The organism is Streptomyces sp. SLBN-118 (genome assembly GCF_006715635.1).
Classification (GTDB): Bacteria; Actinomycetota; Actinomycetes; order Streptomycetales; family Streptomycetaceae; genus Streptomyces.
This window is the reverse complement of record NZ_VFNP01000002.1, coordinates 2,212,344-2,225,753: the sequence shown is the minus strand read 5'-3', so window position 1 is coordinate 2,225,753 and position 13,410 is coordinate 2,212,344. Positions and strand designations below refer to the sequence as shown.

Below are 13,410 nucleotides of genomic sequence, written 5' to 3'. Positions count from 1 at the left end.
GCTGGGCCGGACTCGTTTGTCAGTCTGTCAATTGCGTGTCAGATATGGGCATTTGAATGCCCAGGTGAGTGGCGCGTCAAACTACGATGCGAATCGCTGATGAGCTGATGAGCGGGAATTCGATTTCTGAGAGGAGATTTCCGTGGCCGTGCTGCACACAACTCACAAGAGTGCCGGGACACCGGACCAGGTGTGGAAGGTGCTTCTGGACTGCGAGGCGTTCCCTTCGTACATGGAGGGCGTCAACGAGGTGACCATCACCGGTGAGGAGGACGGCCGCCGGACCAGCAGTTGGGTGGTCGAACTCAAGGGTTCCGAGATGGAGTGGGACCAGGAGGACGTCATCGACGTCGAGCGGCGGCGTCTGGAGTTCCGCCAGACCGAAGGGGATCTCGCCCACTACGAGGGCTATTGGCAGGTCGTCGAGGACACCGACGGAGTCGGCCTCGAACTGAACGTGGAATTCGACATCGGTCTGCCGATGGTGGCCGAAATGATTCATCCCGCGGTGGCCAAGGCGCTGGAAGGCTACCAGGCCGGAATTGTCAGCCAGAGCCTCTAGGGCCAGGGCATCCAGGACCAGAGCCTCCAGAAGGAGTAGCAATGAGTGACCTTCGCTCGGGCGACGCCAAGGAAACCTTCCGGCGCGTGAAGCGGCATTTTTCTCCGGCGCTTTCGGTGGCCGGTAAATTCTCCGGGCAGGGTGCCGTCGAGTCCTCGGCGGACGGCTGCCGCGTGACCCTCTCGGACGGCCGTTCCGTCCTCGACTTCGGCTCGTACGCCGTCGCGCTCCTCGGGCACCGCAACAGCGCGATCGTCGACGCCGTACGCAGCCAGCTGGACGTGATGCCGGCGTCGACCAGGACGGTCCAGAGCCCGGTGGGCCCGCTGGCCGCGGAGAGCCTGACGGAGTACTTCGGAGGAGCCCTGAACCGGGTCTACTTCGGATGCGGCGGGGCGGACGCCGTCGAGGTGTCCCTCAAGCTCGCCCGTATGGCCACCGGCCGGATGACCGTCATCGCGGTCGACGGAGCCTTCCACGGAAAGACCCTCGGCGCCCTCGCTCTGACCCACAACGAACGCTTCAGGACGGGTCTGGAGCCGCTGCTCCAGGGCGTCGTCCATGTCGACCCCAGCGATCCCGAGGCGGTTGCCCGGGTCATCGCCGAACAGGACGTCGCGGCCGTCATCTTCGAGCCCGTACAGGCCGAGAACGGTGTGCAGGTGCTGGACGAGGCCGTCCTGGCGCAGTGGTGCGCCGACGCCCACGAGCACGGTGCCTTTGTCATCTCCGACGAGATCCAGGTCGGCCTGCGGCGGTGCGGCGCCAAGTCCGTGGCGCTGGAGGCGGGGCTGGCGGTGGATGCCGTACTGCTGGGCAAGCCCCTGGGCGGCGGCGTCGTCCCGGTCTCCGCCGCGGTCGGCAACGACCGGCTCTTCCAGCCCCTGCTGAGCGACCCGATGAAGCACACCGCCACCTTCAGCGGTCATCCGCTGGGCACCGCGGTGATTCCCGTGGCGCTGGACACCATCGAGCTGCACGCCGAGGACGGCGCCCGCGTCGCCGCGGCGATGGCGGAAGGTCTCGCGCGGATCCAGGAGGAGTACAGCGACATCGTGGTCGCCGTGCGAGGCCGTGGACTGCTGTGGGGCATCGACTTTCGTTCGCCCGAGTTGTCCGGCGACGTACTCGCGGGACTCGCCCAGAGCGGTCTGGTGGTCTCGCCCTGCATCAGCCGTCCGACGACCGTGCGGCTGCTCCCGCCGATCGTCGCGACCGACGAGGACGTGAAAGAGGCGCTGTCGCTTCTCGCCGGCGCGATCGCAAAGGCCGCCGCCGGCGCATAGCCCGCGGCACCGAACCGGACGAATGTCCCGGGGAAGGAACGAAGATAACTGATGACTTCGCTCACGCATTCAGAAGTCACCGAGGAGTTCGCCGAAGATGTCGTCCTGCACGAAGACATCACCGGTTTCACGGCTCCGGATCCGCACACCGTATCCGAAGTGTTCCTCACCGGCGCGACCGGTTTTCTCGGGGCATTTCTGCTGAAGGACCTGCTGGCGCGCGGCCTTGTTGTGCACTGTCTGGTGCGAGCCGCCGACGCCGAAGCGGGACTCGGCCGGCTGAAGGCCAACCTGGATACGTACGAAATCGACGATGTCGATCTGGACCGGGTCAGGATCGTTCCCGGGGATGTGACGAAGCCCCGGTTCGGTATGGATGAGCCCGCTTATGCCGAAGTGGCCGGGCGTATCGGCGCCATTTATCACTCCGCGGCCAAGGTCAACTTCCTGACGCTGTACAAGTGGCTGCGCAAGTCGACGGTCGACGGTACTCACGAGATCCTGCGCTTCGCGTGCGCGGCGAAGGCCGCCCTGCACCATGTGTCGACCACGGGCGTCTTCGAGCCCAAGGCATCCCTGGGACCGAGGCGTGAGGCCGACCCCACCGGCCCGCCGGAGAAGCTGTCGCTCGGGTACACCAAGAGCAAGTGGGTTGCCGAGCAGCTCGTCCGCGAGGCCGGACGCAGGGGTGTCCCGACGACCATCCACCGCCCCGGCCAGGTGTGGGGTGACACGCGGACGGGGGCGTGCCAGCCGAACGACTTCGTCTGGCGGTTCATCAAGGGATCCATCCAGGCGGGTCTGTATCCGCGCAAGTTCCGCCTCGACATGAACATGGTGCCGGTCGACTACGTCAGCGCCGCGATCGTCGCCATCTCCCGGGACCCGGCGTCCATCGGCAGGGCGTTCCACGAGGTGAGCCCCGGTTCGCTGGACTCCGACGAGATTCTGGGCCTCATCCGCAGCTCCGGTTACGAGCTGAAGGAAGTCAGCATCATCAAGTGGATGAAGGGCATTTCGGCCGACATCCACAACTCCATGTACCCGCTGATGGCCATGATCGTCGATCTGGAGAAGGTCGAGGTCGCGGAATTCGCCGACGGCGACACACGGGAGTTCCTGAGTGGCTCCGGGGTCGAATGCCCGGACATCGACGAGAAGGTGTTCGCCGCCTATGTGGCGTACTTCGTCCGTCATGACGTCCTGCCGGACCCGGTTCTGTGAACTGCTGACAAAACGACGGTGTCCCGCGAGGAACCTCGCGGGACACCGTCATGTCAGCGGCCCTTCAGTGCCGCCGGACCTCAGGAGGCGGGCCGGTCGACGAACCGGAGGACGGACTGACGGGGCGTGCGCCGGTCGGAGTCCTTCATCTCCGGAGCCGGAGATCCGGGCTCTGCCGAGCGGATCAGCTGCATCGGTGCCGTCCGGTTCGTGCCGTCGGACTGCGTGGTCGCCTGCTCCAGACCCTGCTTGAGGTTGTTGCGGGCGGTGATGCCCAACTTGTGGTAGATGCGGTGCAGATGGTTCTCCACGGTGCGTACGGAGACCACCAGCTGGTTCGCGATGTCACGGTTCGACAGACCCGTCGCCGCGAGCGCGGCGACCTCGCGTTCCCGCGGGGTCAGCGGCGCGATGTCACTCTCGCCGCGGCTCTCGCTCACCATCCACGGCGGCAGGGCGCCACCACAGGCGCGGAGCATGTCCTGGCAGGCCGCCCAGGCCTCACGGCCCTTGCGGCGCTGGCCTGATGCCCGGTACGCGCGCGCAGCCTGCGCGGCGGCCTCGCCGGCGAGTGGCAGCGCTCCCATGTCGCGGAACTGCTTGGCGACCTTGGAGAGCGCGTTGCCGTCGGCCTCGGCGAGCGCCTGGATGTGATCGGCCATCACCCGCACCAGGCCCCCGGTGCTCTGCGCGGCGAGCTCGCGTGCCTGGTTGCGGAAGCGGCACGCGGCGCTCTCCTTGAGCCGGGCCGCCAGATGCAGCGCGATCACCGCCGTGCCGGTGCGGCCCGAGGCCGCCGCGCCCTCGGCCAGCTCGACGGCCTGGGACACGGCTCCCGAGAAGTCCCCGGTGTGGGCGAGCACCAGCGCGCGGTCGTGCGCGATCTCGTCCTCGGCGATCGGGTGCGAGACCGCCTCGCGCTGGACGAGGCGGGCCTCGACGAGGGTGCGAAGGGCTTCTGAGTGCATCCCCGACTCGGCGAGCGCACCCGCCAGTTGGGCCAGCGGCCAGGCCCGCGTCGCCGGCCATTCGTGGCCCGTGTCGAAGGCGATCGACTGCCGCAGCAGAACGACGGCACGCTCGGGCTGACCCAGCAGCCGCAGGAGCCTGGACCTGGCGATGATGCTCTGTACCAGTACGGGCCAGCGGTCGGTGGAGTCGTAGCGGCGCGGGGCGTCCAGGGTTTCGGCGGCCTCCTGGAGGTTGCCCGAGAGGTAGGAGCAGCGTGCGGCGACGGCGTCGAGGAGGACCAGGGCGTCGGTGTCCCAGTCGTACGAGAGGTCCCGATAGCTGTTCAGCAGCTCCAGGGCGCCCGCGGGGTCCCCGAGTTCGGTCCGCGCGAACGCGACGACGGGCACCAGGGCCTGGGCGACGGGAAGGCCGGCGGTCTGGGCGCCCAGCACGGTGTCACCGATGGCGACGGCGTCCTGCAGCCGGTTGGACATCACAGCGATCATGGCGCGGCTGCCGTGCAGCACTCCCGCCTGCTCGGAGCCGACGGCCTTGATGGCGTGGGCCAGTACGGCACCGGCGTCCGGCACCCGCCGCAGCCTCCAGGCCAGGTTGATGACCCGGGTGTGCACCGCGGCGATGTACTCGGCGTGCGGCACGTCGACCCCGCATTCGAGCGCCGTGGCCAGGACGGCCTCGGCCTCCTGGTGGGATCCCTTGCCGACCAGGACCTGGCCGAGCAGCAGCGCGGCGCGGATGCAGTCCGAGGGCTCGGAACTCCGGGCGGCGCGGGTCACCACGTGGCACAGGTCCGTTCCGTACTCCACGGAGTCCGGCACGGGGCGGTAGGGCGCCGAGTCGCTTTTCGAGGGGGTGTCGCGCAGCGCCAGCAGGCACAGGCGTTCCGCGAGTGAGAAGTCCCGGCGCTGGAGCGCGGTTCGGGCCGCGGCGAGGAGCTGGTCCCGCTCGGGTACGATGCCCGCCTCCATCCGCAGGGAGACGATGCGCAGGACGTCCTCGACCCGGCGGGCGCCGGTACGTTCCAGGGCGTCGGCGACCTGCCGGCGCAGCCGCTGCGCGGTGAGGTCGGACATCCGGGACGCGACCACCACGCGGCTCAGCGGAACCGCAAGCCGCAGGTCCACGCGGGCCCCGGTGCGCTCGACCCTCACGATGCCGCGCAGGTCGAGCGACTCCGCCGCGTGGGCGAGGCCCGACGCGGCGGCGATGTCGACCTCGAGCGGCTCGGCGACGGCGAGCATGTTCACGAGTTCGTTCTCGTCGTGGCTGAGATCGCGCAGTCCGAGCCGTATGACGTCGGACAGTCGCTTGCCGGGGCGTTCGGTCAGGCCCTGCCAGACCCAGGTTCCGTTGAGGCAGCGCAGCGACTCGTCCTCGAGGGAGTGCTCGATGAGTTCGCGCAGCATCAGCGCGTTTCCGTGGGTGGCTGCCCACAGACGCTCCAGCGTGGAGGTGTCGGTGTGGCCGCCGAGGCGGGCGCGCAGGACGTCGCCCAGCGCGGCCCTGTCGAACGGAGCCACTTCGACGTGGTCTATGAGCCTGTCGACCCAGAGCTTGTCGATGCCGGCCGGCGTGATCGCGTCCTTGCGACTGGTGGCGAGCACGCTGAGGCGTCCCGCCGCGACGAGGCGGTGGAGGCGGTGGCCGGATGCCGCGTCGACCAGATGCGCGTCGTCGATGCCGACGACCGGGCGCTCGGCCGCGGCGCCGCCCAGCGTGGACGGCTCGACGGACTCCAGGCATTCGGCGAGCGATCCGAATCCCTTGGCCCGTGTGCCGCTGTTCCAGCTTGCTCCGCCGACGGACAGGACCGTCCGGCCTTCGTCGGCGGCTCGCTCCAGTGCGGTGGAGAGGAGCAGACTTTTGCCCACGCCGGAGCCGCCTACCAGAATCGCTCCGCTGCCCCGCCCCAGGGCGCTTTCGACGGCGTGGAGTTCGGTATCTCGTGCAGTTATTGGCCAGTGGAAAACAACATCTGTTGACATATGTTCTCAAGCCCCCGCAGGAAGAATGTCAGCACCCTTCGATGAATGCCCCGGGACCCTCAGGTGACGTGAAGTCTTGGCCGATTAATGTGCCTGTAACCAGGGTGAAAGCTGCTTTTTCAACTACTCTGCTCCCCGGGTCGGCCGAAAATCAGCGCCGCTTTTTGGTCATCCGTACCTGGTGGGTCATCAGGACGATTACAAGTATAGACCGGCATGTTGCAAGCGGGACTTGAATGATTCTGGCGGGGGCGGCAGACGGGGAATTGCCTGGTGGTTCCGGCATTCGGGTCCTGCGCGGCAGGGGAGCGGCAATCTGGACCGGCAATTCTGACATCCTGAAAGACGCCGTTCCGGTTGAGGGGACTTCAAGCCATGGGTTCTGCTGGAGGGTTCCGTTTGCCGTGCTGAGGGGGGAGGGGCCTCCTTCGCGACCGGGTCCGGATGTCACTCGTCCCCGGCCTCGGACCGGGGACAAGTGACCGTGCACGGTGGCTGATTTGAATATCCGTCAGGAGTACTGACGGGTCAGCCGCCAGCGCTGAGCGCGACTCCGCTCCGCCCAGAAGTCGGCGTACCGGCCATCCGCGGCGATCAGCTGCTCGTGCCTGCCGCGCTCGGCGATCCTGCCGTCGTCCAGCAGCAGGATCTGGTCGGCGGCGGCCACGGTCTGCAGCCTGTGCGCAATGACCAGGAGCGTCCGGCCGGCGGTGAGATGGCTCAGTGCCTCCTGGACCGCCTGCTGGTTCTCCGGGTCGAGCGAGGCTGTCGCCTCGTCGAGCAGCACGATCGGTGCGTCCTTGAGGATCGCCCGTGCGATCGAAACCCGCTGCCGTTCACCACCGGACAACAGGGCGCCGCCCTCGCCGACCTTGGTGTCCCAGCCGTCGGGCAGCCGCTGCACGATCTCCTCCACCCGCGCCAGCCGGGCGACTTCGCGGATCTCGCCGTCGGTGGCGTCGGGGCGGCCCACCCGGATGTTCTCCATGATGGTGCCCTCGAAGAGGTAGACATCCTGGAACACCACGGAGATACGGGACATCAGCATCTCGGGATCGATGTCCCGTACGTCGACGCCGCCGACCCGCACCACACCGCAGTCCACGTCCCAGAACCGCGGAATCAGCTTGCTGACCGTGGTCTTGCCGGAACCGGAGGGGCCAACCAGCGCGGTCATCGTGCCCTCCTCCATGACCAGCGACACCCCGGAGAGCACGGGAGTCCCGTCATAGCTGAAGGACACGTTCTCGAACTCGATCGCGTTGCCGAGCGGGAGCCGCGGGTCGTCCTGCTGAGGCAGCTGGGGCTCCTCGAGCAGGTCGGAGACCCGGTCGAGCGCGGAGCGCGCCGTCCGCAGGGTGGAGCCCAGCACCGCGGTCTCGGCGATCGGTTCGGTGAACCGGGCCGACAGAACCAGGATCGCCAGCAGCTTGGCCACGTCCAGGCCCCCGTCGAGGGCCAGATACGTGCCGGTCACCAGGATGACGGTGAACGCCGCCTGGACCACGAGGGCGAAGCTGATCAGTCCGGGCACCCCGGTGACGAGGACCTTGCGGGACGCTTCGTACTGGGTGTGCAGTGCGTCGTCGAGCCCGCGCGTACCGGCGTTCCTGCCGCCCCGGCCGAAGACCCGGAGAACAGGCTGGAGCTGGGCGAACTCGACGACCCGGCCGCCGGTCACGGCGTGCGCCGCGGTCCGTGCCGCGTCGGCCTTCTGGTTGAGACCGGCACTCCAGCGGTAGACCACCACGATCACCGGCACGGTGAGCGTGGCCGCCAGCGCGAGGCGCCAGTCGAAGGCGTACATCACCAGCACGACGGTGGCGGGGGTGAGGAAGCTGGTCACCAGGGGCCGCAGCAGATGCGCCGGAACGCCCATGATGTCCATGACACTCTTCGTGGCGAGCTGGCCGAGCTGACCGACCCTCTCCGGCGCGAACCAGCCCAGCGGCAGCGAGGCCACCTGGTCACCGATCCGGTGGTGCAGGGTCCTCGAGAGCGTCGCGCCCGCCTGGAAGCCGGTGCGCAGGCTGTCGTAATAGACCACGCAGTACAGGAAGGACACGCCGAGCAGCGACCAGATCCACGGCCAGACCGAATCGGGATCGGAGCCGAACAGCGCCTGAAGGACAGGGACGAGCAGGGCGAAGGCGATGCCCTGGAGCACCGCGCCCACCGCCAGGGCGACGAGCATCCTGCGTACGGGAGCTCCCTGCTCGGGGCCCACCACATTGAGCAGTTGGCGGATCATCAGTTGTTCCCTCCCACCGGAGCGGCGCTCACGGTCGTGATCAACGTGGGCTGGTGGGGTTGCCACTGAGCCGTCTTCTCGTGGGCGTGCCACATCCGCGCGAACCTGCCGCCCCGGGCGACCAGTTCCGAGTGCGTGCCCCGCTCGACGATCCGTCCGTCGTCCAGTACCGCGATCACGTCAGCGTCGACCACCGTCGACAGCCGGTGGGCGATCAGCAGCACGATCTTGCCGCGGGTCAGCTCGGAGAGCGCGTCCTGCACCTTGGCCTCGGACTGCGGGTCCGCGAAGGCCGCCGCCTCGTCGAGGACGATGATCGGGGTGTCGGCCAGCAGCGCCCGGGCGATCGAGACGCGCTGCGCCTGGCCGCCCGAGAACCGTGCGTCCTCGCCGATCACCGAGTCGTAGCCGCGCGGCAGCGCTTCGATCACATCGTGGACGCATGCGGCGCGGGCCGCCGCCTGCACCTCGGACAGATCGGCGTCGGGCCGTGCCATCCGGATGTTCTCGGCGACCGTGTCCTGGGTCAGCTTGACGTCCTGGAAGACGAAGGCGACCCGGCTGTACAGGTCCTCCAGGGCCAGTTCCCTGATGTCGACGCCGCCGATGGTGATCGAGCCACCGGTCACGTCGCCGAACCGGGGAAGGAGTGTGGCGAGGGTGCTCTTGCCCGAACCCGAGGGGCCGACCAGCGCGGTGACCGTACCCGGCGCGAGCTCCAGATCGACGCCGGCCACGGCTTCCTTCTTGCCGTCGTAGGAGAAGTGCACGTCCTTGTAGCTGACGTGGTTCCCGGACGGGGTGCGGGGCGCGTCGGAGACCGGAAGTTCCTCGGTGGCGAGGATCTCGCTGACACGCTCGGCCGCGCCCTTGGCGAACCGCAGTTCGTAGCTCGCGTAGAACAGGGCGAGCACCGGCGCGGTGAGGCCGATCCCGAGCAGGGCGAACGGCAGCAGATCCACGGCGGCGATCCAGCCGTTCGTCACGAACACCGCGCCGCCGGTGAGGACCGCCACCAGGACGGCGATGGGGGACAGCACGATCTCGGCCGCGGCCTTGGAGTTGAGCGTGGAGCGCACCCAGTTGAGGAAGAACGAGGAGAAGTCGTCGGCCGCCGAGGCGAACTGCTGGTGGGCCCTGCGGGTCTGCCCGAAGGTCTTGACGACCGCGATGCCCTGGACGAACTCGACGGCGCTGCCGTTGATCCGCCCCATCGCCTTGTCGTATTCGGGAAGGTGGCTCGCCATCCCGGCCATCGTGATGCTGTAGAGACCGAGCCCGATGACCAGCGGGGCGATCGTCACCAGGGTCATCTGCCAGTCGACCCAGAACAGATACGCCAGAGAGGTGACCGGCACGACCGTCGCGGCCGTCATGTCGAGCACCGAGTGGGCGATCATGTGGTGCATCGCGTCGACGTCGTCCTGCACGGCCTTCTTCACCGAGCCGGAGTTACGGGCGGAGAACCAGCCCAGCGGCACGCGGCCGAGCCGGTCCACGAGGCTTCGCCGGATGTGCAACTGCAGTTCGTTGTCCGCGAAGTGGGAGATGGCGCCCGACGCCAGCAGAAAGATCAGCCGCACCAGGAGGGCGCCCGCGCCGATCGCGGTGATGGTCCATGCATCGCTGGAGCGGTCGGGCTCGTTGTCGAGCAGTACCCGGCCGAGTTCGGCGATGGCGATGAAGGGGACGACGCCGGCGACCGCCGAAACGGCCTGGGCGGCGACGGCCAGTCGTAGCCGTCCCTTGATCGGGCGAAGGATCTCGCCAAGTGCGGCCTTTTCCGCGGCCATCCGGTCCTCCAGAGGCTCAGTTAGACGGTGTCTAATAGATGGAATGACTGTACCCGACGCGCGACTTGGTGCGTCAAGCGTTGACGGGTGTTACGTAGTGCCGGACATCACCGGTGACCGGCGAGAACGGCGGGAGGAAGCCCGACGGCAGGGGGCCGACCGCCGAGCCCGGGCCGAAGTACCGTGGGGGAGCACGGCACTTCGGCCCGGAAGCGAACCGGCGACCGGTCAGCTCGGGACGGGAACACGCTCGCTGGAGTCCGGGGCGTCAAGGCCCTCGCCCTCCTTGATGCCGTACTTGGAGTACAGCCGCTGCAGCGGGCCCGGAGCCCACCAACTGGCCCGGCCCATCAGCTTCATGACGGCAGGCACCAGCAGGATCCGCACCACGAACACATCCAGCAGGATCGCGATGACCATGCCCACACCGAACAGCGTCATGGTCAGCACACCGCTGGTCGCCATGGCCGCGAGCGGCACGCACATCAGCAGCGCGGCGCTGGCGATCAGCTTCCCGATGCTCTGCAGTCCGGTGGCCACCGCGGCCGTGGGCTCGCCCAGCAGGTCGTACTGCTCCCGGATCCTGGACACCAGGAACACCTCGTAGTCCATGGAGAGCCCGAAGATCAGCGCGAACAGCATGATCGGCATATTGGGCTCGATGCTGCCCGTGGGATCGAAGCCGATCAGATCGGCGAGGTGCCCGTCCTGGAAGATCCACACCAGGATTCCGAAGGTCGCCGAGAGCGACAGCAGGTTCATCGCGATCGCCTTGAGCGGCAGCAGCACCGAACCGAAGGCGAGGAACAGCAGGATGTACGTCGCGACGGCGATGTAGAGCAGCATCATCGGCAGCGTCTCGGCGAGCGCGTCCAGGGTGTCGTCGAACACCGCGGTCTCACCGCCGAAGTACGCCTTGGCGCCGGGCGGCGGTGTCACCTCGCGCAGATCGTTCACCAGGTCCCGGGCCGGGCTGGAGACGGCAACCCCGTCGAACTTCACCGAGACCCGCGCGGTCGTGCCCTCGGCCCCGGTGATCTGCGCGCCCTTCGCGCCGGGCACCTTGCCGAGCTTGTCGGCATACGCCTGGAGCGCGGCGCCCTGCTCCTTGGACTTGGCGTCGCCCGCCAGGGTCAGCAGCGAGTCGATGGACTTCACGCCGTCGCCGTCGAAGTCCTTCTCCAGCATGTTGTGAACCTGGCGGCCCTCAGCGGTGTTGGGAAGCTGCCGGGCGTCGTTGGCGCCGAAGTCGATCCGCAGGAACGGCGCCGCGAGGGCGACGAGCACGCCCAGCGTGACGACCGTGACGGCCACCGGGCGCCGCATCAGACCGTGGGCCAGCTTGTACCAGGCGCCTTCGCCCTGTGCCTGAGCCGCCGGTGCCTGCGCGGCGGACTTCTTGCGGCGCAGCGAGAGGGCGTTGACCTTCGGGCCCATGACCGCCAGGGCCGCCGGCAGCGCGATGATCGAGAAGAAGACGGACAGGACGACCGCCGCCACCCCGCCGTACGCCATGGACTTCAGGAAGGCGAAGGGGAAGAAGGTCATTCCGAACAGGGCGACCGCGACGGTGATTCCGGAGACCACCACCGTGCGTCCGGCGGTGGCGACGGTACGCGAGAGAGCGTCGGCCCCGGTGCGCCCGCGCTCCAGTTCCTCCCGGTAGCGGCTGACGATCAGCAGGCCGTAGTCGATGGCGACCGCGAGACCGAGCACGGTGACCAGGCTCATCGCGAACACCGAGACATCGGTGAACTGCGCGATCACCCGCAGGACCGCCATCGATCCCAGGATGGACAGACCGCCGACGAGGAGCGGAAGGCTGGCCGCGGCCAGTCCGCCGAACACGATCACCAGGAACAGGAAGAGCACGGGGAAGGAGAAGCCCTCGGCCGCTCCGAGGTCCTCGCCGATCTCCTCACCTGCCTGATGGCCCGTCGGGACGGGACCGCCGCGCAGGGTCTTGAAGCCCGGCAGATCCAGCTTGTCCTTGATCGCCTTGTAGGACTCTTCCTTGATGTTGTCGTCGCTGCCGTGCAGGTTCATCGCGACATAGGTCGCGTGCCGGTCCCGGCTCACCTGCTCCGGCATCTTGGTCATCCAGAAGTGGGCCGACCCGGTGACCACCGAGCGAGGCAGCGAGTTCACCTTGCTGGTGACCGCCTTCTGGAACGCCGGATCGTCCACGGTCAGGTCGTCGTTGCGGTAGACCACGACCGCGTCGGGTGCCCGCTGGGGAAATGCCTTCTCGGCGAGGGCCGCCGCGTGGCGGCTCTCCGACTTCGGGTCCTCGAAGCCACCCGGTTTCATGTCGCCGAAGACGCCGACGCCATAGACCCCGGACAGTACGGCGAACAACAGCGTGAAGATCAGCAGGGGCTTGCGCCCCCGGTGAATGAACCGCCCCAACCCCTCGAACATCACGTCTCTCCCTAGATCGTCAGCGAGCGCAGCTTGCTTGCCTGGCTTCGACGGTACGGCAACAGTAACACCGTTATCAATCGCCTTCAGGGAGGAGCCGGGCGTCGTGGTCGGTGGGTGAGCACGAGTAAGTGTGCTCTGACCTGCATCGATGTACGGAGGAATTTTTACCGAGGAGCGTAGGCCGGAAGTGTCTACGCAGGGCGACCCGGCTTGTAAAACACTGTTGCGGTACATTTAACGTATGGCCAGGCTCAAGACTTACGACGAAGCACTCCGACTCAGGCTGATCAACCGCGCTGCCGCCACGGTCTTCGACCGGGGCACCGCGGCGCTGAGCCTGCGGCGGCTCGCAGCCGATGTGAAGACCTCGACCACGGCGGTCTATTCGCTGTTCGGAAACAAGGCGGGTCTGCTCGACAGCCTGTACCGGGAGGCGGCCCGGCTCTTCGTCGCGCGCCTGGCCACGGTCGATTCGAGCGACGATCCGGCCAATGATGTGATCAGGCTCGGCGTCGCCTATCGCGAGTACGCACTGGCAAATCCTCACCTGTACGCGATCCTGTTCGCCGACCGCACCGTGGAGTACGAGCCGACGGACGAGCGCAAGAGCGAGGTGGGAGACACCATCCAGCCGCTCGTGGACGCCGTGGTCCGGGGACAGAAGGCCGGCCAGTTCGCACCCGACGCGCCGGCCGAGGTCATCGCGCTCTCCTGCTGGGGCTCCGCGCACGGGCTCGTATCGCTGGAGCTGTCCGGGAACGAGCCCCCTGGTCTCGACATCGGCGACTGCTACGAAGCCACGCTGCGCGCCGTCGTCCTGGGCTGGCGCCCCGAACCCGAGTGAGCGGTGGAGGTGCGCCCAGCGCCCTGCGGGGCTGTTCCCCTGCCCGCCCTCCCGCGGCCGCCAGGCCGT

The 13,410-nt window shown here is 68.0% G+C and carries 8 protein-coding genes; 4 read left to right on the top strand and 4 right to left on the bottom strand.

Annotated features, from left to right (window positions below; all coding sequences use genetic code 11):
- Positions 1-148 precede the first annotated feature (148 nt).
- Genes FBY35_RS28645 through FBY35_RS28635 form a run of 3 tightly spaced genes read left to right on the top strand, consistent with a single transcriptional unit; the run spans position 149 to position 3,072 of the window.
- Positions 149-562, top strand: coding sequence for a type II toxin-antitoxin system RatA family toxin (locus FBY35_RS28645; protein WP_160159333.1), 414 nt, complete (start codon positions 149-151; stop codon positions 560-562).
- Between the two features lie 41 nt (positions 563-603).
- Positions 604-1,848: an aspartate aminotransferase family protein gene (locus FBY35_RS28640; RefSeq protein WP_142216854.1), complete on the top strand. Its 1,245-nt coding sequence runs from the start codon at positions 604-606 to the stop codon at positions 1,846-1,848.
- Positions 1,849-1,899: 51 nt separating this feature from the next.
- Entirely contained in the window at positions 1,900-3,072 is a 1,173-nt protein-coding gene (locus tag FBY35_RS28635; protein ID WP_142216853.1) for a thioester reductase domain-containing protein, read from the top strand.
- Between the two features lie 80 nt (positions 3,073-3,152).
- Here FBY35_RS28635 and FBY35_RS28630 read toward each other — a convergent pair whose 3' ends face one another.
- The 4 genes from FBY35_RS28630 to FBY35_RS28615 all read right to left on the bottom strand — a co-directional run bounded on the left by FBY35_RS28630 (position 3,153) and on the right by FBY35_RS28615 (position 12,494).
- On the bottom strand, positions 3,153-5,915 hold the full coding sequence (locus tag FBY35_RS28630) for a LuxR family transcriptional regulator (protein WP_160159332.1): 2,763 nt from the start codon (positions 5,913-5,915) through the stop codon (positions 3,153-3,155).
- A 625-nt stretch (positions 5,916-6,540) separates the two neighbouring features.
- Positions 6,541-8,280, bottom strand: coding sequence for an ABC transporter ATP-binding protein (locus FBY35_RS28625; protein ID WP_142216851.1), 1,740 nt, complete (start codon positions 8,278-8,280; stop codon positions 6,541-6,543).
- The gene (locus FBY35_RS28620) at positions 8,280-10,073 is read right to left on the bottom strand and encodes an ABC transporter ATP-binding protein (protein ID WP_142216850.1); all 1,794 of its coding nucleotides are present in this window, start codon (positions 10,071-10,073) and stop codon (positions 8,280-8,282) included. The genes FBY35_RS28625 and FBY35_RS28620 overlap by 1 nt, the downstream gene beginning before the upstream one ends.
- Before the next feature lie 228 nt (positions 10,074-10,301).
- On the bottom strand, positions 10,302-12,494 hold the full coding sequence (locus FBY35_RS28615; RefSeq protein ID WP_142216849.1) for an MMPL family transporter: 2,193 nt from the start codon (positions 12,492-12,494) through the stop codon (positions 10,302-10,304).
- Between the two features lie 244 nt (positions 12,495-12,738).
- On the opposite strand from FBY35_RS28615, the gene FBY35_RS28610 reads away from it, so the two are divergent.
- On the top strand, positions 12,739-13,341 hold the full coding sequence (locus tag FBY35_RS28610; RefSeq protein ID WP_142216848.1) for a TetR/AcrR family transcriptional regulator: 603 nt from the start codon (positions 12,739-12,741) through the stop codon (positions 13,339-13,341).
- Positions 13,342-13,410: the final 69 nt, after the last annotated feature.

Excerpts from the sequence above, each read along its gene's own strand:
- FBY35_RS28640 (WP_142216854.1), top strand. The coding sequence starts at position 604 with ATGAGTGACCTTCGCTCGGGCGACGCCAAGGAAACCTTCCGGCGCGTG.
- FBY35_RS28615 (WP_142216849.1), bottom strand. The coding sequence starts at position 12,494 with ATGTTCGAGGGGTTGGGGCGGTTCATTCACCGGGGGCGCAAGCCCCTG.
- FBY35_RS28625 (WP_142216851.1), bottom strand. The coding sequence starts at position 8,280 with ATGATCCGCCAACTGCTCAATGTGGTGGGCCCCGAGCAGGGAGCTCCC.
- FBY35_RS28635 (WP_142216853.1), top strand. The coding sequence starts at position 1,900 with ATGACTTCGCTCACGCATTCAGAAGTCACCGAGGAGTTCGCCGAAGAT.
- FBY35_RS28620 (WP_142216850.1), bottom strand. The coding sequence starts at position 10,073 with ATGGCCGCGGAAAAGGCCGCACTTGGCGAGATCCTTCGCCCGATCAAG.
- FBY35_RS28610 (WP_142216848.1), top strand. The coding sequence starts at position 12,739 with ATGGCCAGGCTCAAGACTTACGACGAAGCACTCCGACTCAGGCTGATC.